At 72.9% G+C, this 26,482-nt stretch carries 21 protein-coding genes; 2 read left to right on the top strand and 19 right to left on the bottom strand.

Translation table 11 applies throughout. The annotated features are described in order from the left end of the window. Positions 1-115: 115 nt before the first annotated feature. The 12 genes from tmk to ACFVZW_RS15965 form a co-directional block, all read right to left on the bottom strand. Positions 116-3,406, bottom strand: coding sequence for a dTMP kinase (gene tmk, locus ACFVZW_RS16020; protein ID WP_384521444.1), 3,291 nt, complete (start codon positions 3,404-3,406; stop codon positions 116-118). 109 nt (positions 3,407-3,515) lie between these two features. Beyond that, complete coding sequence (gene topA / locus ACFVZW_RS16015) at positions 3,516-6,338, bottom strand: type I DNA topoisomerase (protein WP_384521441.1); 2,823 nt, start codon at positions 6,336-6,338, stop codon at positions 3,516-3,518. Positions 6,339-6,576: 238 nt separating this feature from the next. After that, positions 6,577-6,774, bottom strand: a complete 198-nt coding sequence (locus tag ACFVZW_RS16010; RefSeq protein WP_384521438.1) for a hypothetical protein — start codon at positions 6,772-6,774, stop codon at positions 6,577-6,579. A 164-nt stretch (positions 6,775-6,938) separates the two neighbouring features. Beyond that, positions 6,939-7,757 carry an ABC transporter permease gene (locus tag ACFVZW_RS16005; protein WP_384521435.1) on the bottom strand — a complete coding sequence of 273 codons (819 nt, stop codon included), beginning with the start codon at positions 7,755-7,757 and terminating at the stop codon, positions 6,939-6,941. A gap of 12 nt (positions 7,758-7,769) precedes the next feature. Beyond that, positions 7,770-8,543 (bottom strand): ABC transporter permease, encoded by a 774-nt coding sequence (locus tag ACFVZW_RS16000; protein ID WP_384521432.1) that lies wholly within the window; start codon positions 8,541-8,543, stop codon positions 7,770-7,772. Then, positions 8,540-9,565: an ATP-binding cassette domain-containing protein gene (locus ACFVZW_RS15995; protein WP_384521429.1), complete on the bottom strand. Its 1,026-nt coding sequence runs from the start codon at positions 9,563-9,565 to the stop codon at positions 8,540-8,542. Before ACFVZW_RS15995 ends, ACFVZW_RS16000 begins: the two co-directional genes overlap by 4 nt. A 60-nt stretch (positions 9,566-9,625) precedes the next feature. Further along, positions 9,626-10,630: an ArsR/SmtB family transcription factor gene (locus ACFVZW_RS15990; protein WP_384521426.1), complete on the bottom strand. Its 1,005-nt coding sequence runs from the start codon at positions 10,628-10,630 to the stop codon at positions 9,626-9,628. After that, a complete protein-coding gene (locus ACFVZW_RS15985; RefSeq protein ID WP_384521424.1) occupies positions 10,627-12,168 on the bottom strand; it encodes a methyltransferase in 1,542 nt (513 codons plus the stop codon). Before ACFVZW_RS15985 ends, ACFVZW_RS15990 begins: the two co-directional genes overlap by 4 nt. Positions 12,169-12,587: 419 nt before the next feature. After that, entirely contained in the window at positions 12,588-13,241 is a 654-nt protein-coding gene (locus ACFVZW_RS15980; protein ID WP_384521422.1) for a small secreted protein, read from the bottom strand. Positions 13,242-13,429: 188 nt separating this feature from the next. Further along, positions 13,430-15,838, bottom strand: a complete 2,409-nt coding sequence (locus tag ACFVZW_RS15975) for a sodium-translocating pyrophosphatase (protein ID WP_384521420.1) — start codon at positions 15,836-15,838, stop codon at positions 13,430-13,432. A gap of 343 nt (positions 15,839-16,181) precedes the next feature. Then, positions 16,182-16,640, bottom strand: coding sequence for an ATP-binding protein (locus ACFVZW_RS15970; protein WP_329118979.1), 459 nt, complete (start codon positions 16,638-16,640; stop codon positions 16,182-16,184). Between the two features lie 91 nt (positions 16,641-16,731). Then, positions 16,732-17,085, bottom strand: coding sequence for an STAS domain-containing protein (locus ACFVZW_RS15965; RefSeq protein WP_137988538.1), 354 nt, complete (start codon positions 17,083-17,085; stop codon positions 16,732-16,734). 79 nt (positions 17,086-17,164) lie between these two features. Here ACFVZW_RS15965 and ACFVZW_RS15960 point away from each other — a divergent pair, with 79 nt between their 5' ends. After that, positions 17,165-19,642: a DEAD/DEAH box helicase gene (locus tag ACFVZW_RS15960; RefSeq protein WP_384521416.1), complete on the top strand. Its 2,478-nt coding sequence runs from the start codon at positions 17,165-17,167 to the stop codon at positions 19,640-19,642. On the opposite strand, the gene ACFVZW_RS15955 is transcribed toward ACFVZW_RS15960, so the two are convergent. From ACFVZW_RS15955 to ssd, 7 genes are all read right to left on the bottom strand, one after another. Beyond that, positions 19,584-20,003: an Rv3654c family TadE-like protein gene (locus ACFVZW_RS15955; protein ID WP_384521413.1), complete on the bottom strand. Its 420-nt coding sequence runs from the start codon at positions 20,001-20,003 to the stop codon at positions 19,584-19,586. The genes ACFVZW_RS15960 and ACFVZW_RS15955 overlap by 59 nt on opposite strands. After that, entirely contained in the window at positions 20,000-20,359 is a 360-nt protein-coding gene (locus ACFVZW_RS15950; protein ID WP_384521410.1) for a TadE family type IV pilus minor pilin, read from the bottom strand. Before ACFVZW_RS15950 ends, ACFVZW_RS15955 begins: the two co-directional genes overlap by 4 nt. Beyond that, positions 20,346-20,540 carry a DUF4244 domain-containing protein gene (locus ACFVZW_RS15945; RefSeq protein ID WP_384521407.1) on the bottom strand — a complete coding sequence of 65 codons (195 nt, stop codon included), beginning with the start codon at positions 20,538-20,540 and terminating at the stop codon, positions 20,346-20,348. Before ACFVZW_RS15945 ends, ACFVZW_RS15950 begins: the two co-directional genes overlap by 14 nt. Before the next feature lie 75 nt (positions 20,541-20,615). After that, positions 20,616-21,386, bottom strand: coding sequence for a type II secretion system F family protein (locus ACFVZW_RS15940; protein WP_384521466.1), 771 nt, complete (start codon positions 21,384-21,386; stop codon positions 20,616-20,618). A gap of 179 nt (positions 21,387-21,565) precedes the next feature. Further along, on the bottom strand, positions 21,566-22,465 hold the full coding sequence (locus ACFVZW_RS15935) for a type II secretion system F family protein (protein WP_384521404.1): 900 nt from the start codon (positions 22,463-22,465) through the stop codon (positions 21,566-21,568). After that, positions 22,462-23,643 carry a TadA family conjugal transfer-associated ATPase gene (locus ACFVZW_RS15930; RefSeq protein ID WP_384521401.1) on the bottom strand — a complete coding sequence of 394 codons (1,182 nt, stop codon included), beginning with the start codon at positions 23,641-23,643 and terminating at the stop codon, positions 22,462-22,464. The genes ACFVZW_RS15935 and ACFVZW_RS15930 overlap by 4 nt, the downstream gene beginning before the upstream one ends. Continuing rightward, positions 23,640-24,797 carry a septum site-determining protein Ssd gene (gene ssd, locus ACFVZW_RS15925; RefSeq protein ID WP_384521398.1) on the bottom strand — a complete coding sequence of 386 codons (1,158 nt, stop codon included), beginning with the start codon at positions 24,795-24,797 and terminating at the stop codon, positions 23,640-23,642. The genes ACFVZW_RS15930 and ssd overlap by 4 nt, the downstream gene beginning before the upstream one ends. Before the next feature lie 476 nt (positions 24,798-25,273). Here ssd and ACFVZW_RS15920 point away from each other — a divergent pair, with 476 nt between their 5' ends. After that, the gene (locus ACFVZW_RS15920) at positions 25,274-26,140 is read left to right on the top strand and encodes an HAD family hydrolase (protein ID WP_383558746.1); all 867 of its coding nucleotides are present in this window, start codon (positions 25,274-25,276) and stop codon (positions 26,138-26,140) included. The last annotated feature ends 342 nt before the right edge of the window (positions 26,141-26,482 follow it).

Below are 26,482 nucleotides of genomic sequence, written 5' to 3'. Positions count from 1 at the left end.
CTCCCCTGTTACCCACACCTTGGTGGTGCCCCCACACCCCCCCGGGCCCACTAAACGGGTTCGCGGGCGTTGTTCCCGCTCCCGGTTGTCGGTGCGCTGTCGGTCCCTCAGACGATCATCGGCGCCGGCGGCGGCCGTCGTCCTCGTCGTCGTGCGGGCCGAGCAGTTCGTCCGCCAGGGTCGGCAGGTCGTCGAGCGGGGTCTCCTCCGCCCAGTCGGAGCGGCGGCGCGGGCGGCCCTGCTCGTCGAGCTGCGGCAGCTCGCGCGTCTGCTCGTTGGATCCGGCGGTCTGCTCGTCGCGGAAGATGCCCGGCGGGACCCGGTCGACCGGGTCCGTCCCCCGTACGGGAGGCAGCACGGCCGTCTCGTCGACGGCCCGCACCGGCGGGAGCACCGCCGTCTCGTCCGCGGCCGGCACCTGCGGCAGGACCGAGGTCTCCGCCTCGGGCCGGACGGCGTCCGGGTCGACGACCGGCGTCGGGACGGTGATCTCGTTCGGCGAGACCTTGGGCACCGTCTGCGTCACCTCGTCGGGCTGCACGACGGGCGTTTCCACGGTCACCTCGTCGGGGTTCACGACGGGGGTCTCCACGGTCACCTCATTGGCCGACGCCTCCGCCGCGCGGGCGGCCTGCGCGGCCTTGGCGGCAGCGGCCTCGGCCGCCTTCCGCGCCTCGGCGGCCTCCGCGGCCCGCTGCGCCTCCTCGGCCCGCTGTGCCTCGGCGGCCTTCCGCGCCTCCTCCGCACGGGCGGCCTCTGCGGCCTTCCTCGCCTCTTCCGCGCGGGCGGCCTCGGCGGCGGCCTTCTCCGCGGCCTCGGCAGCCGCCTTTCGCGCCGTCTCCTCCGCGGCCTTCGCCGCCGCTGCCTCGGCGAGGCGTCGCGCCTCCTCCGCCCGCAGCAGGGCCTCTTCGGCCTTGCGCTGCTTCTCGCGGCGGCGTTCCTCCGCCTCCGCGCGCAGCCGGGCCTCTTCCTCGGCCTGCTTGCGGCGGCGTTCCTCCTCCTCGCGGCGGGCCTTCTCCTCGGCCTCGCGCCGCTTGCGCTCCTCCTCGGCGGCCAGCCGGGCCTCCTCGGCCCGCCGACGGGCCTCCTCCGCCTGCCGTTCGGCCTCGCGGCGCCGGGCCTCTTCCTCCTCCTGGCGCTTGCGCTCCTCCTCCTCGGCACGGAGCTTGGCGAGCTGCTCCTGGCGCTCGCGCTCCAGCCGCTCCTCCTCCGCCTTGCGGGCGGCCTCCTCCTCGGCCCGGCGCCTGGCGTCCTCCTCGGCCTTCCGCCGCGCCTCCTCCTGGGCCTTCACCTCGGCCTCGGACAGCGGCAGCATCCGGTCGAGCCGGTGGCGTACGACGGTGGTGACGGCCTCCGGCTCCTGGCCGGCGTCGACGACGAGGTAGCGGCCGGGGTCACCGGCGGCCAGGGCAAGGAATCCGGCCCGCACGCGCGCGTGGAACTCCGGCGGCTCGGACTCCAGCCGGTCGGGAGCCTCGGTGAACCGTTCCCGCGCGGTCTCCGGGGAGACGTCGAGCAGGACGGTCAGATGCGGAACCAGTCCGCCGGTCGCCCAGCGGTTGATGCGGGCGACCTCCGTCGGCGACAGATCGCGCCCGGCGCCCTGGTAGGCCACCGAGGAGTCGATGTACCGGTCGGAGATGACCACGGCGCCCCGCTCCAGGGCGGGCTTGACCAGCGAGTCGACGTGCTCGGCGCGGTCGGCGGCGTACAGCAGCGCCTCGGCGCGGTGCGAGAGGCCGGCCGAGGAGACGTCGAGCAGGATCGAGCGCAGCCGCTTGCCGATCGGCGTGGCGCCCGGCTCGCGGGTGACGACGACCTCGTGGCCCTTCGCGCGGATCCACTCCGCGAGCGCCTCGGCCTGGGTGGACTTGCCGGCGCCGTCGCCGCCCTCCAGGGCGATGAAGAAGCCGGTCGGTGCGGGCGCCTGGACGGGGTCGGCACCGCGCAGCGCGTCGCGCAGATCGCGGCGCAGCGGTACGCCGGCCCGGTCGTCGGTCTTGGCGAGGACGATCACGGCGACGGGCAGCAGCAGCGCGCCGACCAGCATCAGCGTGAAGGCGGCGCCGCCGTGCGCGAAGACGAAGCTGCCGGAGGCCAGGCGGTGCTCCCCGATGGCGGCGGCGAGCAGCGGAGCGCCGAGCGCGCCGACGGCCATGGCGACCCGGGAGACGGCCTGGAGGTGTTCGGTGACCCGGGGGCGCCGGGCCTCCTCGGTCTCCTGGTCGATGAGGGTGTGGCCGGTGTTGGCGGCGACACCGCCCGCGTACCCGGCGAGTACGGCGAGGAGCAGGACCGTGGCCGTGTCCGGGACGAGGCCCATCGCCAGCAGCGCGACGCCGGTGAGGCTGATCGCGAGGGCGAGCAGCCGGCGGCGGGAGAGGACGGTCAGGACGGATCCGGCCGTCCGGATGCCGACGCCGGTGGCGCCGCTCAGCGCGAGGATCAGCAGCGCGAAGGTGACGGGGCCGCCGCCGAGGTCGTAGGCATGCAGGACGGAGACCGCCGCCGCGGCGGTGATGGCCGCGGCGACGGTGGCACAGGCGAGGACGAGCAGCGGGACGGCTCCCGTGCGGCCCTTCTCCGCGGAGGGCCTGCGCAGGCCCTCCAGGGGCGAGCGGGGCCGGGGCGTCTGCCCGCCGGGCAGCTCGACGGCGTACAGCACGGAGAGCGAGGCGGCGAACAGTCCGGCGGCGACGTAGGAGCCGAGGGCGGCCTGGTGCAGCGAGAACCATTCGATGCCGGTGCCGAGCAGATTGCCGACGAGCGTGGCGACGAGGAGCACGGCGGCCGCGGCCGGCACGGCGACGAATCCGGTACGCAGCGACAGTCGGCGCAGTGCGTCCAGGTGGTCCGGCAGGGGCCGGACGGCGGCGCCCTCCAGCGGCGGCGCGGGCAGCAGCGCGGGGGCCGCGCCCTCCTTGGCCACGGTCCACAGTCGTTCGGCAGCGCCGACGACGAAGACGGTGCCGAGCAGGAAGGCGAGCGCCTTGTCCGGGGTCCAGTCGATCCACAGGGGTGCGACCACGAGGAGCGCGATCCGCAGACCGTCGGCTCCCATCATGGTCCAGCGCCGGTCGAGCGCTCCGCCGGGCGCGGTCAGCGCGGTGAGGGGGCCGAGGAGTACGGCGCCGAACAGCACCGAGGCCAGCAGCCGGGCGCCGATCACGGCGGCGACGGCGAAGGCGGCCCCGCGGTATCCGCCGCCGAGGGCTCCCTCGGAGACGGCGGCCTGGAGCCCGAGGAGCACCAGGACGAGCAGGGCGAGGGCGTCCCCGGTCCCACCGACGAACTGGGCGCTCCAGAGCCGTCGCAAGGGTGGATGGCGCAAAAGCGCCCGTACGGCACGCTCCCTGGAGTCTGCGACAAGCGCGACGTCGGAGTCTGGCTGCTCTGCTCGCGTCATCCGTCCACCCTATCCGGACCCCCTCACTCCCCGTGGCCCGCGCCCGAACAAACGTCGTAAGGGGCGGGGGCAATGGGCCCCCGCCCCTTACCAGGCGTACCGCTCGCGGCTATTCGGCCGTCTTCTTCGCGGCGGCGGTCTTCTTCGCCGCCGCCGTCTTGGCCGTCGTCGTCTTCTTCGCGGCGGTCTTCTTGGCCGCCGTCTTCTTCGCCGGCGCCGCCTTCTTGGCTGCCGTCTTCTTCGCGGGCGCCTTCTTGGCCGCCTTCTTCGCAGGCCCCTTGGCCCGCTTCTCGGCGAGCAGCTCGTAACCGCGCTCGGGCGTGATGTCCTCGACGCTGTCCCCGGTCCGCAGGGTCGCGTTGGTCTCGCCGTCGGTCACGTACGGGCCGAAGCGACCGTCCTTGACGACGACCGGCTTCTCGCTGACCGGGTCGGTGCCCAGCTCCTTCAGCGGCGGCTTGGCGGCCGCGCGGCCACGCTGCTTCGGCTGCGCGTAGATCGCGAGCGCCTCCTCCAGCGTGATCGTGAAGAGCTGCTCCTCCTCCGTCAGCGACCGCGAGTCCGTGCCCTTCTTCAGGTACGGGCCGTAGCGGCCGTTCTGCGCCGTGATCTCGACGCCCTCCGCGTCCGCGCCCACCACACGCGGCAGGGACATCAGCTTGAGCGCGTCCTCCAGCGTGACCGTGTCCAGCGCCATCGACTTGAAGAGCGAGGCGGTCCGCGGCTTCACCGCGTTCTTGCCGGTCTTCGGGGTGTCCTCGGGCAGGATCTCGGTGACGTACGGGCCGTACCGGCCGGCCTTGGCGACGATCTGGTTGCCGCTGACCGGGTCGACGCCCAGCTCGAAGTCACCGCTGGGCTTGGCCAGCAGCTCCTCGGCGTAGGCGACCGTCAGCTCGTCGGGCGCGAGCTCCTCGGGGACGTCGGCGCGCTGGTGGCCCTCGGCGTCCTTCTCTCCGCGCTCGACGTACGGGCCGTAGCGTCCGACGCGCAGCATGATGCCGTCGCCGACCGGGAAGGAGGAGATCTCCCGGGCGTCGATCGCGCCGAGGTCGGTCACCAGCTCCTTCAGACCGCCGAGGTGGTCGCCGTCGCCGTTCCCGGCGTCCGCCGCGCCGCCCGCACCGGAGCCCTCGCCCTCGCCGAAGTAGAAACGCTTCAGCCACGGCACGGCCTGGGCCTCGCCCCGGGCGATGCGGTCGAGGTCGTCCTCCATCTTGGCGGTGAAGGAGTAGTCGACGAGCCGGCCGAAGTGCTTCTCCAGCAGGTTGACCACGGCGAAGGAGAGGAACGACGGCACGAGCGCCGTTCCCTTCTTGAAGACGTAGCCGCGGTCCAGGATCGTGCCGATGATCGACGCGTACGTCGACGGGCGGCCGATCTCGCGCTCTTCCAGCTCCTTGACCAGCGAGGCCTCGGTGTAGCGGGCCGGCGGCTTGGTCGCGTGGCCGTCGGCGGTGATCTCCTCGGCGGACAGCGCGTCGCCCTCGGCGACCTGCGGCAGCCGGCGCTCACGGTCGTCCAGCTCGGCGTTGGGGTCGTCGGCCCCCTCCACGTACGCCTTCATGAAGCCGTGGAAGGTGATCGTCTTGCCGGAGGCGCTGAACTCGGCGTCCCGGCCGTCCGCGGAGCGGCCGCCGATCTTCACGGTGACCGAGTTTCCGGTCGCGTCCTTCATCTGGGAGGCGACGGTCCGCTTCCAGATCAGCTCGTAGAGCCGGAACTGGTCGCCGGTCAGACCGGTCTCCGCCGGGGTGCGGAAACGATCACCCGAAGGGCGAATCGCCTCGTGCGCCTCCTGCGCGTTCTTGACCTTGCCCGCGTAGACGCGGGGCTTCTCCGGCAGGTAGTCGGCGCCGTACAACTGCGTGACCTGGGCCCTCGCCGCCGCGACGGCGGTGTCGGACAGGGTCGTGGAGTCCGTACGCATGTAGGTGATGAAGCCGTTCTCGTACAGCTTCTGGGCGACCTGCATGGTCGCCTTCGCGCCGAAGCCCAGCTTGCGGCTCGCCTCCTGCTGGAGGGTGGTCGTACGGAACGGGGCGTACGGGGAGCGGCGGTACGGCTTCGACTCGACCGACCGGACGCTGAACGAGGTGTCGGCGAGCGAGGCGGCCAGCGCCCGCGCCTTCTCCTCGTCGAGGTGGAGGATGTTCGCGGTCTTCAGCTGCCCGTCGGAGCCGAAGTCACGGCCCTGGGCGACGCGCTTGCCGTCGACCGTGTTCAGGCGCGCGACCAGCGACGACGGGTCGGACGGGTCACCGGCGCGGCCGGTGGAGAAGGTGCCGGTGAGGTCCCAGTACTCGGCGGAGCGGAAGGCGATGCGCTCGCGCTCGCGCTCGACGACGAGGCGGGTGGCCACGGACTGGACGCGGCCCGCGGACAGGCCGCGCATGACCTTCTTCCACAGGACCGGCGAGACCTCGTAGCCGTACAGCCGGTCGAGGATGCGGCGGGTCTCCTGGGCGTCCACCATGCGCTTGTTCAGCTCGCGCGGATTGCGGACGGCCTCCTGGATCGCGTCCTTGGTGATCTCGTGGAAGACCATCCGGTGGACCGGGACCTTGGGCTTCAGGACCTCGAGGAGGTGCCACGCGATGGCTTCGCCCTCGCGGTCCTCATCGGTGGCGAGGAAGAGTTCGTCGACCCCGGCCAGCTGCTCCTTGAGCTTCCTGACCTGGGCCTTCTTGTCGGCGTTGACGACGTAGATCGGCTGGAAGTCGTGCTCGACGTCGACTCCGAGGCGGCGCACCTCGCCGGTGTACTTCTCGGGCACCTCGGCGGCGCCGCTGGGGAGGTCGCGGATGTGCCCGACGCTCGCCTCGACGACGTAACCGGGGCCGAGGTAGCCCTTGATCGTCTTCGCCTTGGCAGGCGACTCGACGATGACGAGTCGGCGGCCGCCCTGTGCGGTCTCGCTGGTCGGGGACAACTTCGCTCTTCTCTCCGGTCGACGCTCGGTGGCACGTACGGTGCTGGCACTCCGCATGGCACGCATGGCGGCGACACGCTCGGTGACGCTGCCGTCGCTGCGGAGTGTGACGGTACAACCCGCCCCCGTGTCAAACGGCGAAAGCCCGCAACGGCCACTCGAACGGTAACCCGAGTCCTGGCATTCCTGCCGCCCGGACTCCCGGTCCGGTGGGGCGGGCCCGCTCGGGGCGACCTCGTCACAGCCGCCCGAAGCACCACACCCCGAGGAGAAGGAAGACGATTCCGAAGATCGTCGTCAGCGTGGCGGCCATCGGCGTGGCGACCCCCTGCGCGACCGGCCGGCCGTGCGCCACACGGACCCCCGTCCACAGCAGCAGCGCGGCTCCGAACAGCGCGAACGCCGTTCCCGCGAAGATCGCCGGCCCGCTCTCCATGCCCGTACCCCGTTCCCGTCACGGTCCCCCGTGGTCCCTGGAGGCCGAGGCTGGCACCTCCCGGCGTCGTCGGCGCGAATTCCGGGTGAACGACGCGGACGCTCCCGTCCGGGTTCACGAATATGGCCGGTAGTGCCCCCCATCTCTTCCTTCTATCCGGTTCGTCACATCACATCGAGCGTGGCCCGTCGCCTGCTGCCCCGCTCGAAGAGGGCGAGAAGCGCCACGGCCAGGAGCGCGTACCCGGCGCCGACGGCGAGCTCGGCGGCGAGCAGCGCGCCGTCGAGGCCGCCACCGGCGGTGAGCCGGCGCGCCGCGTCCGCCGCGTGGGTCAGCGGCAGCAGGTCGCCGGCCGTCCGCATCCACTCCGGCAGCGTGGGACGGGGGACGGCGGCGCCCGTCAGCAGGAGCAGTACCGAACTGGCCACGTTCGACACCAGGAACACGTCCCGGAAGCGCAGCCCGAGCGCGCCCAGCGCGAGCCCGAACGCCGAGCAGGCACCGGCCGCGACGAGCAACACCACGGCGAGACCCGGCAGCGCGCGGACGGGCACCGGCAGACCGAGCACGAGCGCGGCGACGGTGAGGACGAAGGCGCTGACGAGCAGCCCGTTCAGGACATACGGCAGGGCGCGTCCGGCCCACAGGGGGACGCGGTGGCGCGGCGAGAGGAGGACGGCCCCGAGGGTGCCGAACCGGCGCTCGTTCGCGATCGCCATGGTGCCGCCGTACACGCAGGAGGCGGAAGCTGCGAGGACGGCGTTGCCGACCAGGTGGAACCTGTCGTCGGCGACACCGAGTTCTCTGCCCAGGAAGACGAAGAAGAACACCTGGAGCAGCGGTCCGACCAGCAGTGTTCCGATGAACATGGGTGGGGTCGTCCAGTTGAACAGGGCGCGGTAGGAGAGCGATCCGCCGACCACGACGAGCCGGGCGGAGGTGTGGAAGCGGAAGCCGATGAGGCGGAGTCGGAAGCGGAACATCTCTGGGGCCTTTCAGGCGAGGGCGAGCGTGGCCGCGGCGCGCGCCCGTCGCTCCACCCGGCCGAGGACGAGGACGGCGGCCGACGCGTATCCGGCGCCGAGGGCGACGGCTCCGAGCAGCGGGGTGAGGACGTCCCCGCCGGAGGTCGCGGCGTGCACGGCCCGCGCGCCCCAGGTCGTCGGCAGTGCCCAGGAGATCGGGTGGGTCCAGGCGGGCAGCACGCCGATCGGCACGAGCAGCCCGGACAGCAGCCAGACGGGCGTGTCGAGCGGATTGGCCAGCGCGTTGGCGTTGCGCAGCAGGACGAAGGTGGCGGCGAGCAGCAGCCCCATCATGCCGAGCGCAAGCACGCACACGGGGACGGCGACGAGGAAGAGGACCGGGTGCGCGAAGTCCAGGGGCACGCCGAAGAGCAGCACGCCCCACAGGACGGTCGCCCCCATCGCGTACGTACCGATGACGGCCGTCGCGAGGGTGATCGGCAGCAGGACCAGGGCGAGCGGAGCGGGTGCCACGACGAGCGTCTCCAGCGTCCCGAGCCAGCGCTGGTTCTGCACGGCGCCGCCCGAACCGAACAGCACCGAGCCCCAGATGCCCATGAGCCCGGCGCCGACGGAGGCGGTGAGCAGCCGCTCGGGGTCCCCGGCCGCGCGGAACAGGTAGACGGCGAGGGTCGCGTACACGAGCGGCACCAGGACGGCGAAGGTGATCTCGATGGGCGAGCGGGACATGTACGAGACATGGGTGCGCACCCCGACGCCGATCAGCCGCAGGACGCGCCTCACGCCGGCACCCCCTGAGAACCCTGGGACTGCCGGGACTCGTCGGTGCCCTGCCGGTCGTCCTCGGAGACGATCGCGATGTAGGCGTCCTCCAGGGAGGGTTCGCGGCTGGCGACCCGCCCGACGCGCACGCCCTCGACGGCCGCGAGGACCCGGGCGTGCGGCACGGCGCCGCGATCGGTCTGCACGGTCACGGTCTGCGCCGCTCCCCGGTCCTCCGCCGATGCTCCCCGCACGCCGGGCAGTTCGCGGATCCGTGCCAGGTGCTCCTCGCCGACGCCGTACGCCTCGATCTCCAGCACGTCCCGTTCCTGGACGCGGGACTTGAGGCTCTCGGGCGTCCCGAGCGCCCGGATCCGGCCGCCGGCGATGACGGCGACGCGGTCGCAGAGCTCGTCCGCCTCGGCCATGTAGTGGGTGGTGAGCAGCACGGTGGTGCCGGCCGCGGTGAGATCGGCGACGGTACGGCGCAGGTCGCGGGCGGCGACCGGGTCGACGCCGATGGACGGCTCGTCGAGGAAGAGGACGTCGGGGTGGTGGAGGAGGCCGCGGGCGATGTGGAGGCGTTGCCGCATCCCGCGCGAGTACCCCTCGACCCGCTCCTTCTCGCGGCCCGTGAGGCCCACCAGGTCGAGGAGTTCGGCGATCCGCCGCTTCTGGGCGCGGGGCTCGACGCCGTACAGCTCGGCGAAGTAGCGGAGGTTGTCGAGGGCGGACAGCCGGTCGTAGAGGCCGCGGTCGCCGCCGAAGACGTAGCCGATGCGGCGGCGTACGGCGACGGGGTCGCGGGCCACGTCGTGGCCGAACACCCGGGCCGTGCCGGAGGTCGGCAGGAGCAGGGTGTTGAGCATCTTGATGGTGGTGGTCTTCCCGGCGCCGTTCGGGCCGAGCAGCCCGAACAGTTCGCCGGGCGCCACCTCGAAGGTGACCCCGCGCACGGCCTCGGTCTCGGTCCGGCGGGGCCGCAGCCAACCGGTCCTGCTGGTGTAGGTGCGGCGCAGCGCGTCCGCCTCGATTGCGAGCATGGGCGGGACGTTAGGAGCGCCGTACCGCCTCGGGCCATCGATTCGGGAGCCCCCGAATCGTCAGGCGACCGCGTGCAGCACGCCTTCCCCCGCGAGGAGCGCGAGCAGCGAACGGCCGGTGTCCGTCAGCTGGTAGTAGACGGAGCGGCCGACCCGGTGCCGGGTCACCACGCCCGCTTCGGCGAGCACCGACAGATGCTCGGAGACCGTGCTGGGCGCGAGCCCGAGCCGGTCCGCGAGACCGGCGGTGGTCAGTGGGCCGGCCAGCTCCCGCAGGACGGCCGCCCGGCCGCGGCCGAGCATCAGCCCGAGCCGGTCGTCGGCGACGGGCTCGGCCGGTTCGCGCAGGGCGGCGGCCCCGCGGGCCTGGTAGGAGACGGCGACGACCTCGGGGTCGTCGGTCGAGTAGAGCCGGCAGCCCTCCGCGAAGACGAGCGGGACCAGCACCAGGCGCCGCTCCCCGGCCGCGTACTCCGCCTCGTAGTACTTGGTCAGTTCGAGCACCGGCCGCTCCCAGCGCCCGCGCGCTTCGAGCCCGCTGAACAGCGTGTCGACGCCCTCGGTCGCGAAGGTCCGTGCCCGGACGAGGACCTCGTCCTCGACGAGCCGGCGCATGGTCGGCCAGTACGGCTCGATCGCGCCCTCCCACCAGGCCGCGTACGCGTCGGCGAGCACCGCACAGGCGGCCTGCGGGTCGGTCAGATACGGCTGGAGGAACGGCTCGTCCGCCATCCCGGGGAAGGAGACGGCCGCCTGGGCGCGGACGAACTCCGGGTCGGTGGAGCGCAGCTGATCGAGCTCCTCGTGGACGTCGGCCGTGCCGACGGGGCGGGGCAGCAGGAAGTCGGAGACCTCGTACCGCCCCTCGGCCAGCAGGTCCCGCAGCGGCGCGAGCCGCTCGTCCTCACGCCACACCTCCCGCGCGCCGACGACCCACTCCTGGTACGGCCAGGAGGGCCGCCGCCACGGCAGCGCGAGGTGCAAGGCGCAGAAGGCGTCCCGCAGCGGGCTGATCGCGATGCGGGTCGCTCCGAGCGAGGCCTCGTCCAGCTCGATCCGTATCAACCCCGCCGCTCCTCCTCGCCGACCGGGAGGAGGAAACCCTCCTCCACCAGGAGCCGGATCGCCTGCGGGGTGCGGTCGCGCAGCAGCACGGGGTCCTCGCCCATCAGCTGCCCGATGGCGTCGAGGATCCGGCCCGCGCTGAGCGAGCCGTCGCACACGCCCGCGAAGCCCGCCCCGACGTGGTCCACCTTGGTGGCGCGCCGCATCCCGCGGTTCTGCCGCAGCACGACGTGCTCGGGGTCCTCGGCGCCCGGCAGCCCGACCTGCTCCTGCATCACCTCGGGTGCGAGGGCGAAGTGGTCGGCGAGCAGGGCCGCGTCGTCGTGGGCGCGCAGATAGTCCTGGCGCTCGAAGTGGGCCCGTACGGTGTCGCCCAGCGGCTGCTCGACGGGGTGCGGCCACTCCTCGATCACGATCGACGGCTCGACCGCGCCGGAGGCCACCGCGGCGTTCTTGCGCAGGGTGATCCAGCCGAAGCCGACCGCCTTGGTCTTGCGGGCCTCGAACTCGTCCAGCCACGCCTCGTACCGCGTCGCGTACTCCGCCGGCTCCTCGCGGTGGTCCCCGCTGTCGCGCAGCCACAGCTCGGCGTACTGGGTGATGTCCTGGACCTCGCGCTGCACGATCCAGGCGTCGCAGCCGCGCGGGACCCAGGAGCGCAGCCGGTCCTGCCACTCCTCGCCCTCGACGTGCTGCCAGTTGGCGAGGAACTGGGCATAACCCCCGTCGTTGAGCCGCTCCCCTGCCTCCTGCACGAGCGTGCGGCACAGGTCGTCGCCGCTCATCCCGCCGTCGCGGTAGGCGAGCCGGGCGCCGGGGGAGATGACGAAGGGCGGATTGGAGACGATCAGGTCGTACGTGTCGCCGTCGACGGGCTCGAAGAGGGAGCCCGTCAGCAGCTCGGCCTCGCGGGCGCCGGAGAGCGCGAGGGTGAGGCGGGTGAAGTCCAGCGCGCGCGGGTTCAGGTCGGTGGCGGTGACCAGGGTGGCGTGCTGGGCGGCGTGCAGGGCCTGGATGCCTGAGCCGGTGCCGAGGTCGAGCGCGGAGGACACCGGCGTACGGACGGTGATGCCGGCGAGGGTGGTGGAGGCCCCGCCGACGCCGAGGACGACGCCCTCGTCCTTCTTCCCGATGCCGCCGGCCCCGCCCACGGCGCAGCCGAGGTCGGAGACGATGAACCAGTCCTGACCCTCGGGCCCGCCGTACGGCCGTACGTCGACGGCGGCACGGACCTCGCCGTCCGCGCGCTCCACCCAGCCGTCCGCCAGGCACTCCTCCAGCGGCAGCGCGGCGGCCGCCCGCTCGGCGGGGACGGACCCCTGGAGGAGGAAGAGCCGCACGAGGGTCTCCAGCGGGGTGTCCCCCCGGGTGGCCCGCAGCGCGGGCACGGTCTCGCTGCGGGCGAGCGCGGCATAGGCGGGGGCGCCGAGCCGTTCGAGCAGGCCGTCGGCGGTGAAGTCGGCGGCGAGCAGCGCTTCGCGCAGCCGGGCGGCGTGCGCGGGCACGGGGAGGCGGGAGGTCAGGCTGGTCGTACTCACCCCACCATTGTGACGGCCGCCACCGACATTGCCTCGGCAGCCCCGCCCGGGGAGACCGCCCGCCACCACGGGCCACGGTCCCGGCGGCCTCGGAGCCAGGGCCAAGGACCCGGGAGGTCACGGACCCGCGCCACGGACCCGGCTGCCCCGAACCCGGGCGGCCTGGGCGGTCACGGTCCCGGCGGCCTCGGACCCGGCGGTCTCGAAACCAGGGCCACGATCCCGGCGGCCACGGACCCGGCGGTCTCGAAACCAGGGCCACGATCCCGACTGCCTCGAACCCGGGCCACCCGGGCGGCCACGGACCCGGCGGTCTCGAAACCAGGGCCACGGACCCGGCGGCCTCGTGCCGACCCGGTCGGCAGCGCGCGGGCCCCGGGCGAGCAGCGCTCACCCGGGGCCCGTACGGTCCGTCCGCGCTACTCCGCCTTCTTGCTCGCGGATCCCGACGGCTTCGCCGAAGGCTTGGTGGACGCCTTCTCCGAAGGCGTGGAGCCCGCGTCGGGGGAGGCCGAGCCGCCCGACGCCGGCGACGGTGTCGCCTTCTGGCAGCCCGGCTGCTTCGCCATCGCCGCGCCCAGCTCGCCGGACTGCAGCTTGGCGAGCGCGTCCTGGTCCAGCTTCTCGATCTTCTTCAGGCCGTCGGCGACATTCTGCAGACCATCCGCGAACTTCTGCTGGTTGTTCGGGTCGAGCTCGTCGACCTGCTTCTTCAGCCCTTCGTAGGCCACCGCCGTGGCGTTGAGCTCCTTGACCGCGTCCTGCTGGAGCTTCTCCCCGTTGTCCACGGGCGGGGCCCCGGCGGCCTCGATGGACTTGGCGAGCGCCCGGTCCGCGTCGGCGATGTCCTGGAACGCCTTCGAGTCGGCGGCCTGGATGTCGGCCGGCTTGCCGTCCGCCGCCGTCGAGATGATGAGCTGCTGTGCGTCGGCCCGCTTCTGGATCTGGGGCTTCGCCTGGTCGCAGACCGTCTTGGCCCAGTCGTCGACCTTGTCGCCGTCGTCGCTGCAACCGGACAGCGCGAGCACCAGTACCGCGCCGCCGGACAGCGCGGCCGCAAGTTTCTTGTTCACCGGATCGGTCCCTTCCAAGGCTCTCGGCCCCGGAACATACACGCCATGCGGGCGACATCCACCTTTCGTGCGACTGATTCATCCCATATTGCAGCCGTTCGCACCAAGGGAGACACGCCTCACGCCCCCGCACGAAACGAGCGGACGGCATGTCACCACATGCCGTCCGCCCGCTCTCTGACCAGGTGTTACGGAATCACCGGCGCGTCCGGCGAGGCGGCCTTGCGATGCGCGGCGTTGCCTTCGTCACCCGCTTCGTCTCCGACGGCCACCGAACGCCGCTTGGAGACGTAGACGGCGCCGACGATCACGCCGATCGCGAGGACGGCGATCAGCGCCCGTAGTCCGGCACTCGAGTCGTCGCCGTAGCTGAACTGCACCACCGCGGGCGCGATGAGCAGGGCGACCAGGTTCATCACCTTCAGCAGCGGGTTGATGGCCGGTCCCGCGGTGTCCTTGAACGGGTCGCCGACGGTGTCGCCGATGACGGTCGCGGCATGGGCCTCGCTGCCCTTGCCGCCGTGGTGGCCGTCCTCGACGAGCTTCTTGGCGTTGTCCCAGGCACCACCGGAGTTGGCGAGGAAGACCGCCATCAGCGCGCCCGTGCCGATCGCTCCGGCGAGGTACGCGCCGAGCGCCCCCACGCCGAGTGAGAAGCCGACCGCGATCGGCGCCAGCACGGCGAGCAGTCCGGGCGTGGCGAGTTCACGCAGCGCGTCCTTGGTGCAGATGTCGACCACGCGCCCGTACTCGGGCTTCTCCGTGTAGTTCATGATCCCGGGGTGCTCGCGGAACTGCCGCCGTACCTCGTAGACCACCGCGCCGGCCGAGCGCGACACCGCGTTGATCGCGAGCCCCGAGAAGAGGAAGACGACCGCGGCGCCGAGGATCAGCCCGAAGAGGTTGTTGGGCTGGGAGATGTCCATCGAGAGATTCGTCTCGGTGACCTTGGCCCCGACGTCGCCGACCGCCGTGGCGATCGCGTCACGGTACGAGCCGAACAGCGCCGCCGCCGCCAGGACGGCGGTCGCGATGGCGATGCCCTTGGTGATGGCCTTGGTGGTGTTGCCGACGGCGTCGAGGTCGGTGAGGACCTGCGCGCCCGCGCCCTGGACGTCGCCGGACATCTCGGCGATGCCCTGGGCGTTGTCGGAGACCGGACCGAAGGTGTCCATGGCGACGATCACGCCGACGGTGGTGAGCAGGCCGGTGCCGGCGAGGGCGACCGCGAACAGAGCCAGCACGATGGAGGCGCCGCCCAGCAGGAACGCCCCGTAGACGGCGAGGCCGATCAGCATGGCGGTGTAGACGGCGGACTCCAGGCCGATGGAGATGCCGGCGAGGACGACGGTGGCGGCGCCGGTGAGCGAGGACTTGCCGATGTCCTTGACCGGGCGCCGGGTCGTCTCGGTGAAGTAGCCGGTGAGCTGCTGGATCAGCGCGGCCAGGACGATGCCGATGGCGACGGCGACCAGGGCGAGGATCCGCGGGTCTCCGGGGTGGCTCTGGATGCCGGGCTCCGTGACGCCCTTGAGGTCGGCGTAGGAGGAGGGCAGGTAGGCGAAGACGGCGATGGCGACCAGGGCGAGCGAGACCACCGCGGAGATGAAGAAGCCTCGGTTGATCGCGCTCATTCCGCTGCGGTCGGCGCGCCGCGGGGCGACCGCGAAGATGCCGATCATCGCGGTGACCACGCCGATCGCCGGGACGATCAGCGGAAAGGCGAGGCCGAGGTCGCCGAAGGCCGCCTTGCCGAGGATGAGTGCGGCGACGAGCGTGACGGCGTACGACTCGAAGAGGTCGGCGGCCATGCCCGCGCAGTCGCCGACGTTGTCGCCCACGTTGTCGGCGATGGTGGCGGCGTTGCGCGGGTCGTCCTCGGGGATGCCCTGCTCGACCTTGCCGACCAGGTCGGCGCCGACGTCCGCGGCCTTGGTGAAGATGCCGCCGCCGACTCGCATGAACATCGCGATGAGCGCGGCACCCAGGCCGAAGCCCTCCAGGACCTTGGGCGCGTCGGCCGCGTAGACGAGGACGACGCAGGCGGCACCGAGCAGGCCGAGGCCCACGGTGGTCATGCCGACCACTCCGCCCGTACGGAAAGCGATCTTCATCGCCTTGTGCGCGACGGACGTCAGATCCTTTTCCGGTTCGCCCGGTCCCGGGGTCGCCTCGCGGGCGGCCGCGGCCACTCGCACATTTGCCCGTACGGCGAGCCTCATGCCGATGTATCCGGTGGCCGCCGAGAAAAGCGCGCCCACCAGGAAGAAGAGGGAACGCCCGGCCCGCTGCGACCAGTTGTCGGCGGGCAGCAGCAACAGCAGGAAGAACACGGCGACGGCGAAGATCGCGAGGGTCCGCAACTGCCGTGCGAGATATGCGTTCGCGCCCTCCTGTACGGCGGCGGCGATCTTCTTCATCGCATCGGTGCCCTCACCGGCCGCGAGCACCTGGCGCACCAGCACCTGGGCGACGAAGAGCGCGGCCAGCGCGACGACCGCGATGACGATCACGATGGTTCGGTTCTCGTCGGTGAGTACCGCCGCGGCGAGAGAAGTGGGGTGTCCGGTCAGTTCTGTGTTGAAGAGCCCCGCCATTCGTCCTCCTTGACGTTGCGAGCTCAAGATGTGGACGGATTGTAGGGAGCGGAACCTGATCAATACAGGGCGCCGCAAACGGAATTCCCCATTGACTCGATCTTCCCATCGAAAGAAGTAATGGGGCAAAAGCATTTACACATGATCCATGATCTAGAGAAATGAAAAGAGGCCCTGCTCAGCAGGGCCTCTTTCATGATCTCGCCATGATCTCGCGGATCGAGGTGCGCCATTCGTTCGAGGTACGCCGTTCGGGGGAATGATCCCGGGAGCGCTCGGAGGAGCGCTCAGGCAACGCCCGCCAGGGAAGCGCCCTTTGGGGGAACGCTCACCGGGGCAACGCTCAGGGGAGAGCGACCGCCGGCGTGGTCGGCCAGCTCATCCTGATGACCCCGCCCTCCTCGCCGGCGCGGACCTCGACGTCGTCGACGAGCCCGCGGATCACCGCGAGACCCATCTCGTCCTCACCGTCCGCGTCGTCGAACTCCTCGGCCGGAGCCTCGTCCCGTGCACCGGGCACACCGGCGGCATCGGCCGCCGCCACGCCCGCGCCCGGGACCTCGTCGCCGACCTCGATGGAGAACGTCTTCTCCTCCTCGGTCAGCACGACCCGGACGGGGGTGGTGACGTCGTTGCTGCGGTGCAGCCCCACGGCGCGGGAACACGCCTCGCCGACGGCGAGTCTGACCTCGTCGAGGACCGCCTCGTCGACCCCGGCCCGGCGCGCCACCGCGGCCGCCACGAGGCGGGCCGTGCGGACGTGCTCGGGCTGGGCGCTGAAGCGGAGTTCAACGGTGGCCATGCGGTCCCCCTAGGAACGAATGGGCGGGCAAGTCGGAGGACCGGGCGTGTACGGCCCGGCTCTCCACTCCTTCTTCCGAACCGGCCGGCCGTCAGTCGGTGGCGTTGACGGCCTCGTCGACCGTGGTGTGAATGGGGAACACCTTGGTCAGGCCGGTGATCCGGAAGATCTTCAGAATGCGCTCCTGGTTGCACACCAGGCGCAGCGAGCCCTCGTGCGCACGGACGCGCTTCAGGCCGCCCACCAGCACGCCGAGGCCGGTCGAGTCGAGGAAGTCCACGCCCTCCATGTCGACAACCAGGTGGTAGCTGCCGTCGTTCACCAACTCGACCAACTGCTCGCGCAGCTTGGGCGCGGTATACACATCAATCTCGCCACCGACCTCGACGACCGTACGGTCGCCACTCGGGCCGGACACATTGCGAGTCGACAGGGACAGGTCCACGGATCCTCCAGCACCTTGCTATCGAGCGGTCGCCCCTCGGGTCTCCCCGGCGGAGTCGGGGGACGGAACGCCAGCCGCGATGGCATTCAATCACTTACCAGCAGCCATGCACGACGCCTTGGGAGCATTGTCCGTCATGCCAGTGACACACTCGGTGCCGATGGCCAAGAATCACCGCCCCAGTCGACCTGCCGGGGACCCGGGCAGCCGCCCCTCTCCCGGCATGATCCTCGACCGGCTCTCCTCGGGCGAGAGCCGGGCCGCGCGCATCACTCATACGGAGCACTTGCCCGCCCGGGAGGGTCGTCATGCCGTCTGGCCGCATCGCATCCGGCCGGAAGTGATCGGCGCGATCCAGGAGGCGGGCATCGAGCACCCCTGGGCCCACCAGGCAGAGGCCGCCGAGCACGCCCTGGACGGCGAATCCGTGGTGATCTCCACCGGCACCGCCTCGGGCAAGTCGCTGGCCTATCTCGCACCCGTCCTGTCCACGCTCCTGGACGGCTCCGAGGCCGCGAACGGCCGGGGCACCACCGCCCTGTACCTGGCGCCCACCAAGGCCCTCGCCGCCGACCAGCGCCGCGCCGTGCGCGAGCTGGCCGCCCCGCTCGGCAACCGGATCCGGCCTGCCGTCTACGACGGCGACACGCCGGTCGAGGAGCGCGAGTGGGTCCGCCAGTACGCGAACTACGTGCTGACCAATCCCGACATGCTGCACCGGGGCATACTCCCGTCCCACCCCAGGTGGTCCTCCTTCCTGCGCTCCCTGCGCTTCGTCGTGATCGACGAGTGCCACACCTACCGGGGCGTCTTCGGCTCCCACGTCGCCCAGGTACTGCGCCGGCTGCGGCGTGTCTGCGCCCGTTACGGCGCGGATCCCGTCTTCCTCCTCGCCTCGGCCACCTCGGCCGAGCCCGCCCTCGCCGCCGGCCGCCTGACCGGCCTGCCGGTCTCGGAGGTCTCCGACGACGCCTCCCCGCACGGCGAGCTGGTCTTCGCCCTCTGGGAGCCGCCGCTGACCGAGCTCCACGGCGAGCAGGGCGCCCCGGTGCGCCGCACGGCCACCGCCGAGACCGCTGACCTGCTGACCGACCTGACCGTCCAGGGCGTCCGCTCGGTCGCCTTCGTCCGCTCCCGGCGCGGCGCCGAGCTGATCTCGGTCATCGCCCAGGAACGCCTCGCCGAGGTCGACCGCTCCCTCGCCCGCAGGGTGGCCGCCTACCGGGGCGGATACCTGCCCGAGGAGCGCCGCGCCCTGGAGCGCGCCCTGCACTCGGGCGAGCTGCTCGGCCTGGCCGCCACGACCGCCCTGGAGCTGGGCGTGGACGTCTCCGGCCTGGACGCCGTGGTGATCGCCGGCTACCCGGGCACGCGGGCGTCCCTGTGGCAGCAGGCGGGCCGCGCGGGCCGCTCCGGCGAGGGCGCCCTGGCGATCCTGGTCGCCCGCGACGACCCGCTGGACACCTTCCTGGTCCACCACCCCGAGGCGCTGTTCCAGCAGCCGGTCGAGTCGACGGTGCTGGACCCCGACAACCCGTACGTCCTCGCCCCCCATCTGTGCGCCGCCGCCGCGGAGCTCCCACTCACCGACGCCGACCTGGCCCTCTTCGGCCCGGCCGTCCCCGGACTGCTGCCCCAGCTGGAGGCCGCCGGCCTCCTGCGCAAGCGCTCCACCGGCTGGTACTGGACCCGACGTGAGCGGGCCGCCGACCTGACCGACATCCGGGGCGGGGGCGGCAGTCCCGTCCAGATCGTGGAGGCCGCCACGGGCCGTCTCCTCGGCACGGTCGACGAGGCCGCCTCCCACACCGCCGTCCACGACGGAGCCGTCCACCTCCATCAGGGCCGCACCTATCTGGTGAAGACCCTCGACCTGAAGGACTCCGTGGCCCTGGTCGAGGAGGCCAGTCCGTCGTACTCCACCACCGCCCGGGACACCACCTCCATCTCCGTCCTCGAAACCGACATCGAGATCCCCTGGGGAGCCGGCCGCCTCTGCTACGGCTCCGTCGAGGTCACCAACCAGGTCGTCTCCTTCCTGCGCCGCCGTCTGATCACGGGCGAGGTCCTCGGCGAGACCAAGCTCGACCTGCCGCCCCGCACCCTGCGCACCCGGGCCGTGTGGTGGACGGTCACCGAGGACCAGCTGGACGCCGCCCGGATCAACCCGGAGATCCTCGGAGGCGCCCTGCACGCCGCCGAGCACGCCTCGATCGGCATGTTGCCGCTCTTCGCCACCTGCGACCGCTGGGACATCGGCGGGGTCTCGGTCCCGCTCCACCCCGACACCCTGCTGCCGACCGTCTTCGTCTACGACGGCCATCCGGGTGGCGCGGGCTTCGCCGAGCGGGCCTTCCACACCGCCCGCGCGTGGCTGTCGGCCACCCGCGAGGCGATCGCCTCCTGCGAGTGCGAGGCGGGCTGCCCCTCCTGCATCCAGTCGCCCAAGTGCGGCAACGGCAACGACCCGCTCCACAAGCGCGGCGCCGTGCGCCTCCTCACGGAACTGCTGCGGGAAGCCCCGGAAGAGCCTCGGGAGGCCCCGCCCGGGCCCTGACCGTCGGCGTGTACGGCCCCAGGCGCACCGCCGCGGTCACATCCGCGATGTCGCCCCGCAGGGAGCACCGCAGCACGGCCGCGCCCTGCGCACCCGCCACCCGGGCCGCCGCCGCGCAGGCGGCCTCCTCGCCCCACAGGGCCCGGTCGGCGGCGGCGAGCGCCGCCAGGTCGGCGGCACCGCCCGCGCGGTGCCGGGCCGCGACCGCCTGCCCCAGCGCGAGCACCGCCCCGAAGACCACGCACAGGACGCAGGCCGCGAACGCGGTCCACACCGTCGCCATCCCCCGGTCGCCGCGCACGGCGTCCCTCCCGCTCGCCCTGCCCGCCACGCCCGGCCTGTCGGTCCCGGCCCCGCTCATGGCGCCGTCACCCCCACCGTGTCCTCGGCGAGCGCCGCGGCCCCGGCGCGCAGGGTGAGCCCCATCCCGCCGGGCCCCGGAGCCGGCACCTCCACAGTCACCCGCCACAGCTCGCCCGAACGGGTGACGCCGACCCTGGCCCCCTCCGGCGCGGCCGCCCGGGCGGCGTCCTCGGCGCCGGCCACCGGCTCCGACCGGGCCACCGCCCGCGCCCCGGCCCGCGCCGCGTCCACGCACTGGATCTGCGCCGCCGCCGCCGCGAGGGCCCAGACCAGGGCCATGGTGAACACCACCAGGGCCGGCAGGGCCATCGCCGCCTCTACGGTCACCGCGCCCCGGTCCTCAGAACGGCGCATCGAGCGCCTTCCCGATCACGGACTCCAGCGCGCCGGAGACCCCACCACTGGTCACGATCTTGTAGAGCACGGCCGCGAAGGCCGCGGCCGCGATCGTCCCCATCGCGTACTCGGACGTGGTCATCCCCGCATCGCTCCGGGCCGCCCCACGGGCCCGCCACCACGCACTCATCCTCTTCATGCCAACCCCCATGTGCTGTCGTCGTGTTCGTGTTCGTGCTCGTGCCAGTGCTCGTGAGCGCGTGCGCGTCTTCCGTCAGTGCCGCAGCAGGCCGCTCGCGAGGCCGATCACCACCGGGGCCACCCCGACCGCCAGGAAGGCGGGCAGGAAGCAGAGCCCCACGGGCGCGGTGATCAGCACCTGTGCCCGCTGTGCCCGGGCCGCCGCCTTCCGCGCCCGCTCCGCCCGCAGGTCGGCCGCGTGCTTCGAGACGGCCTCCGCGGCGGGCGCCCCGGAGGAGCCGGCCCGTTCCAGGCAGCGGGCCAGGCCCTCGGCGCCGGATATCTCGCCGAACCTCCGCCACACATCGGCCGGTTCGCCGCCGAGCCGGAGCTCCGCCGCCGTCCGGGTCAGCCGGTCGCCGACCGGTCCACCCAGCGACCTGCCCACGGCCTCGGCCGCCTCGCCGGGCCCCGCTCCGGCCGACGCGCAGGCCGCCAACAGATCGGCCGCGAGCGGGAGCTGCCGTGCGGCCTCCCCGTCGTCGCCTGCCGCCGGGGCACGGCGCGCGCAGAACCTCCGTGCTCCCCAGCCCGCCACGACGCCCGTCAGGAGACCGGTCGGGCCGCCGATCAGCATCCAGCCGACGACCAGCGCCAGGAGCGGCCACACCCAGCCACGCAGCCAGGGCGGAAGCCCTGTCGCGTGCCGTCGCCGTCGCTCGAACTCGGCCCCCAGCAAGGCCGCGATCCGTCTGCGCGTCCGCCTCTGTCGCCGCCGGTCGGCCACGGTCCAGACGGCCCACACGACCGAGCCGGCCACTGCCGCCACCATCCCCAGCCTGTGGATGAACTCACCCAGCCCCATGAGCCCCGCCGGTTGCATGAGTCCTGTCAGCCCCGCCGATCCCGTCAGCCCTGTGGCTTCCGCCAGCCCCGCCGGTCCCGCCAGCCCCGCCGGTCCCGTCAGCCCCGCCGATCCCGTCAGCCCTGTGGCTTCCGCCAGCCCCGCCAGCCCCGTGGTTCCCGTCGCTTCGGTCTGCCCGCTCACGCCCGCTCCCCGCCTCTCACGATCCGCGCCGCCCACCACAGGCCGGCCGCCTCCAGAGCGCCGCCGACGGCCAGGCACCCGAGCCCCACCGGCGTGTGCAGCAGCACGTGCAGCGGCCTCGCTCCCAGCGCCGTGCCGAGCACGAGCCCCACCGCAGGGAGCACCGCGAGGACGGTCACCGTCGCCCAGGCCCCGGCCAGTTGGGCCTTCAACCGCTCCCGCTGGTCACGGTGCTCCCTGAGCGCGGCCTCCAGCCGGTCGAGCCCCGCGGCCAGCCCGGCGCCCCCGTCCACCGCGACCTGCCAGCAGGCCGCAAGGCCGGCGAGACCGTCCGCCCCGTCCTGCCGCGCCGCCCGCCGCAACGCCCCGGCCACGTCCCCGCCGAACCGGGCCGCCGCGAGAACCTCCGCTTCCTCCCCCGGCCCGAGCGCCTCGGTCGCCCCGACCGCGAAGAGCAGCGCCTGCGCCGGCTGCCGACCGGCTCTCAGTTCTCCCGCGACCGCACCGCACAGGGCCACGACCGCGTCGGACCGCGCCTCCCGCTCCTTGCGGAGCGCCGCCGCATGCAGCCTGCGCCCCACCAGCGGCACCGCGAGCGCCCCCGCCGCCAACGGCAGCGGTGACTCCCCGAGGAGCGCGAGCATCACGGCGACGGGCAGACACAACCAGGCCCGCCGCGCCCGCACCACGGCCCACCACCGCTCGCCCACAGCCCGAAACGACACGCGCCCACGCCCCGGAACCCCCAGAGCCTCCAGGGCTCCCAGAGGACCTCCGTCGGCCAGCAGAACCCGCGCCCTGCGCAACCCCCGCTCCCGCTCGGCCAGCCGCCAGATCGCCACCCCCGCGCACAGCGCCGCCACGCCCTGCACCGGCACCCACTGCTCCCCGCTCACCACTCGCCCCCGATCAGCGACCTCAGCCGCCCCCAGCCCCGGTCGCGCTCGAACCCGGCCGCTCCCCAGCGCAGCGCGGGCACGGTCACCACAAGCCCCTCCCGGTCCCTTTCGAGGACATGGATCTCGGCGATCCGCCGTCGCCCCGCCCGGTCCCGTACGAGATGCAGCACCGCCGAGAGTCCGGCGCCCAACTGGCTGTGCAGCGCCGCCCGGTCGAGGCCGGCGGCCGTCCCGAGGGCTTCGAGGCGGGCCGGCACGTCGGCCGCCGTGTTGGCGTGGAGCGTTCCCGAACCGCCTTCATGGCCCGTGTTCAGGGCTGCCAGCAGATCGACGGCCTCCCCGCCCCGGACCTCGCCGACCACCAGTCGGTCGGGCCGCATCCGCAGCGCCTGCCGGACCAGGTCCCGCAGGGTCACCAGACCGGCGCCCTCCTGGTTCGCCGGGCGCGCCTCCAGGCGCACCACATGCGGGTGGTCGGGCCGCAGTTCGGCCGAGTCCTCGGCCAGGACGATCCGCTCCCGCTCGCCGACCAGACCGAGAAGCGTGGACAGGAGCGTCGTCTTCCCCGAACCCGTGCCGCCGGAGATCAGATAGGAGACCCGGGCCTCGATCAGCGCCCGCAGGATCCGCTCCCCGCCCGGCGGGACCGTGCCCGCCGCGGTCAACTCCCCCACGGAGAAGGCACGCGGCCGCACCACTCGCAGCGACAGACAGGTCGAGCCGACCGCCACGGGTGGCAGTACGGCGTGCATCCGGGTCCCGTCGGGCAGTCGTGCGTCCACCCAGGGCCGGGCGTCGTCCAGGCGCCTGCCGGCCACCGCCGCGAGCCGCTGCGCCAGTCGGCGTACGGACGGCGCGTCCGCGAAGCGGACGTCGGTGAGTTCGAGACCGGCGCCCCGGTCGACCCAGACCCGGTCGGGTGCGGAGACGAGCACATCGGTGACGGCGGGATCGGCGAGCAGAGGCTCCAGCGGGCCTGTGCCGACCAGTTCGCACCGCAATGCCTCGGCCGCGCCCAGGACTTCCGCGTCCCCGAGCAGCCGTCCCTGGGCCCGCAGCGCCGCCGCGACCCGTGCGGGTGTCGGCTCGGCGCCGCTTTCGGCGAGCCGCTGCCGCACGGCCTCCAGCAGCCCCGCGCCACCGCCCGCACCGCCCGTGGACGCCCCGATGCTCATGACGCCCCGTCCGGGGCCAGTGCGCGCGCCCAGAGCTCCGCACAGAAGCGGCCGAGCGGACCCCGCGCCTCGCCGCCCGGCGGCGCGCCGCCGTCCAGGCCGGCCAGGAGGCCGGGATCGTGTGGCAGTTCCCCGGCGAGCGGCAGCCGCAGCGCGTCCGCGACCCACTGCTCGTCGAGTCCGGGAGCGTACGGACCGCGCACCACCGCGCGCAGATCACGCACCACCCGGCCCGCGTGGGCGGCGACCCGCTGCGCCGCCGCGACGGCCCGCAACTCGCCGGGGACGACGAGAAGTCCGAGGTCCAGCTGCGCCAGCGCCTCGGTCACCGCCGCGTCGACCCGGCGGGGCAGGTCCACCACGACGATCCCGCCGCGCCTGCGCGCCGCGGCCAGCACCGAGCGCATCGCCTCGGGCGGTACGAGAACCGAGTCGCCCCGGTCCCAACTGAGCACCCGGAGCCCGCGCACCGAGGGCAGCGACTCCTCCAGGGCGCCGCCGGCCACCCGTCCCTTGGAGGCGGCGAAGTCGGGCCATCGTCTGCCTTCGGCCCGCTCTCCGCCGAGCAGGACGTCGAGTCCGCCGCCGAGCGGGTCACCGTCCACGAGCAGGGTGCGCCGGCCGGTCCTGGCGGCGGCCAGCGCGAGGGCGCAGGCCAGCGTCGAGGCACCGGCGCCGCCGCGTCCACCGATGACGCCCACGGTCAACGCCTGCTTCCCGGCGCCCTCGGCCGCGTCGGCGATCCGGTCGACGAGCCGGCTCTCGGCGTCCGGCAGCCGCAGCACACAGTCGGCGCCGATCTCGACGGCCCGCCGCCACACTTCGGGGTCCTCACGGCCCTCGGCGCCCCGGCCGACGAGGATGACGCCCGGCCTGCGCACGGCCCCGCGGCAGCGCGCCGCCGCGTCGTCGCCGACGAGGACGAGCGGGGCGTCGGCCCAGCTCGTGCGGTTGTCCGGCACCGTGTGGTGCACCTCGGGCTCGGCTCCCGCCGCGGCGCACAGCCGCAAGAGGTCGTCGAGCAGCGCCAGGTCCTCGGTCACGATCAACGGCCCGGCCTGGTGTCCCCCGCCGGCCCTCCCCCCGTCCGGCGTTGCCGATGAGCCGGTGGACCGCGCGGCCCTGAAACCCCCGAAAGTTCTGAAAGTCGACATTCCCGCCACAGCAGACGCCCCCTGTCCGTGTGATCCCGTCCGCGCCGGTCGCACGGCCGAGATCGGTGATTCCTTCCGACCGCGGAGTTCGCGGCGGGAATCACCGTGGCGCCATCCCGGAAATCTTGTGGATCTTGCTCAAAAACTGTGGATAACTCACCGGTTGTGAATATCCCCGTGCCCCATACCAGGGATGTCCGGAGAGCAGCCCCGCCGCTACGCTGAGTGACGGAACGAGGTCATCACGCAGCGGCGGCCACACGGCCGACGGGAGGGGGAGAGATGAGGATCCAGCAGGCGAAAACGCGTCCGGACATGCGACGACCCCCGCCGGGGGGGAGAGCGGGGGTCGTCTCTCCGGCCGACTCGGGGGGGGAGGAGCCGGACCGGGTTAGCACGGTCGCGAACGATCCGTGACTTCCATGGTGTACCCGAGAGCCTTCTCAGGCAAACCCACACGCCCGAGCGTACGCCGAATGGCGGGCACCTATGCTCGCCTCGTGGAAAACCACTCGTTGCCGCGCACAGCCGCCTTCTTTGACCTGGACAAGACGGTCATTGCGAAGTCGTCGACGCTGACCTTCAGCAAGTCCTTCTACCAAGGCGGACTGATCAACCGCCGCGCCGTCCTACGGACGGCCTACATCCAGTTCGTCTTCCTCGTGGGCGGCGCCGACCACGATCAGATGGAGCGGATGCGCGAATATCTTTCCGCGCTCTGCAAAGGCTGGAACGTCGCGCAGGTCAAGGAGCTTGTCGCCGAGACCCTGCACGAGCTGATCGATCCGATCATCTACGACGAGGCGGCCTCGCTCATCGAGGAGCACCACGCCGCCGGCCGTGACGTCGTCATCGTCTCGACCTCGGGCGCCGAGGTGGTGGAGCCGATCGGCGAGATGCTGGGCGCCGACCGGGTCGTCGCCACCCGGATGGTCGTCGGCGACGACGGCTGCTTCACCGGGGAGGTGGAGTACTACGCCTATGGGCCCACCAAGGCGGAGGCGGTCCGGGAGCTCGCCGAGTCGGAGGGGTACGACCTCTCGCGCTGCTACGCGTACAGCGACTCGGCGACCGACGTGCCGATGCTGGAGGCCGTGGGCCACCCCTACGCGGTGAACCCCGACCGGACGCTCCGCCGTGAGGCCACCACCCGGGACTGGCCGATCCTGGCCTTCGAGAAGCCGGTCCGGCTCAAGCAGCGACTGCCCGCGTTCCGGATGCCGCCTCGCCCCGCGCTCGTGGCGGCGGCCGCCGTCGGCGCGGCCGCCGCGACCGCCGGCCTCGTCTGGTACGCCAACCGTCGGCGGCAGGCCGCCCTTGCCGATCGCTTTGCCCGGATTTGATACGAAAGTAAATAAGTCCAGCCAGGACTTTCGCATCCCATCCGACAGGAGTAGAAAGGAATCAGGCCCGCGAGACCTAGGACATCCGAGAGGATCACCTGTTGAGCAAGAAGGCCCCACGGACCACGCACAGAAGCTGAGCACCCACGCGACGTCGACCCGTCGATTACGGGCCAGCCGCACCAGGCGACGGGCAAAGTTCCCCGCCTGATGGGCACATATCGAGGACGCTTGGTAACTCGGCAGAAGTGCCAGCGGCGGTACCAGGTCAGGTTCCGCCGCCACCCAGGTCAGGGCAGATTCCCCAGCCCCGACGAGAAAATGGAGGGGCTCCCAGCGACC

Source organism: Streptomyces sp. NPDC059567, from assembly GCF_042735655.1.
Lineage (GTDB): Bacteria > Actinomycetota > Actinomycetes > Streptomycetales > Streptomycetaceae > Streptomyces.
This window is presented reverse-complemented; position numbering and strand designations above follow the sequence as displayed.

Excerpts from the sequence above, each read along its gene's own strand:
- ACFVZW_RS15945 (WP_384521407.1), bottom strand. The coding sequence starts at position 20,540 with ATGAAGAGGATGAGTGCGTGGTGGCGGGCCCGTGGGGCGGCCCGGAGC.
- ACFVZW_RS16010 (WP_384521438.1), bottom strand. The coding sequence starts at position 6,774 with ATGGAGAGCGGGCCGGCGATCTTCGCGGGAACGGCGTTCGCGCTGTTC.
- ACFVZW_RS15920 (WP_383558746.1), top strand. The coding sequence starts at position 25,274 with ATGGCGGGCACCTATGCTCGCCTCGTGGAAAACCACTCGTTGCCGCGC.
- ACFVZW_RS15970 (WP_329118979.1), bottom strand. The coding sequence starts at position 16,640 with ATGGCCACCGTTGAACTCCGCTTCAGCGCCCAGCCCGAGCACGTCCGC.
- ACFVZW_RS15960 (WP_384521416.1), top strand. The coding sequence starts at position 17,165 with ATGGCATTCAATCACTTACCAGCAGCCATGCACGACGCCTTGGGAGCA.
- tmk (WP_384521444.1), bottom strand. The coding sequence starts at position 3,406 with ATGACGCGAGCAGAGCAGCCAGACTCCGACGTCGCGCTTGTCGCAGAC.
- ACFVZW_RS15975 (WP_384521420.1), bottom strand. The coding sequence starts at position 15,838 with ATGGCGGGGCTCTTCAACACAGAACTGACCGGACACCCCACTTCTCTC.
- ACFVZW_RS15950 (WP_384521410.1), bottom strand. The coding sequence starts at position 20,359 with ATGCGCCGTTCTGAGGACCGGGGCGCGGTGACCGTAGAGGCGGCGATG.
- ACFVZW_RS15955 (WP_384521413.1), bottom strand. The coding sequence starts at position 20,003 with ATGAGCGGGGCCGGGACCGACAGGCCGGGCGTGGCGGGCAGGGCGAGC.
- ssd (WP_384521398.1), bottom strand. The coding sequence starts at position 24,797 with ATGTCGACTTTCAGAACTTTCGGGGGTTTCAGGGCCGCGCGGTCCACC.
- ACFVZW_RS15930 (WP_384521401.1), bottom strand. The coding sequence starts at position 23,643 with ATGAGCATCGGGGCGTCCACGGGCGGTGCGGGCGGTGGCGCGGGGCTG.
- ACFVZW_RS15940 (WP_384521466.1), bottom strand. The coding sequence starts at position 21,386 with ATGGGGCTGGGTGAGTTCATCCACAGGCTGGGGATGGTGGCGGCAGTG.
- ACFVZW_RS15995 (WP_384521429.1), bottom strand. The coding sequence starts at position 9,565 with ATGCTCGCAATCGAGGCGGACGCGCTGCGCCGCACCTACACCAGCAGG.
- ACFVZW_RS16005 (WP_384521435.1), bottom strand. The coding sequence starts at position 7,757 with ATGTTCCGCTTCCGACTCCGCCTCATCGGCTTCCGCTTCCACACCTCC.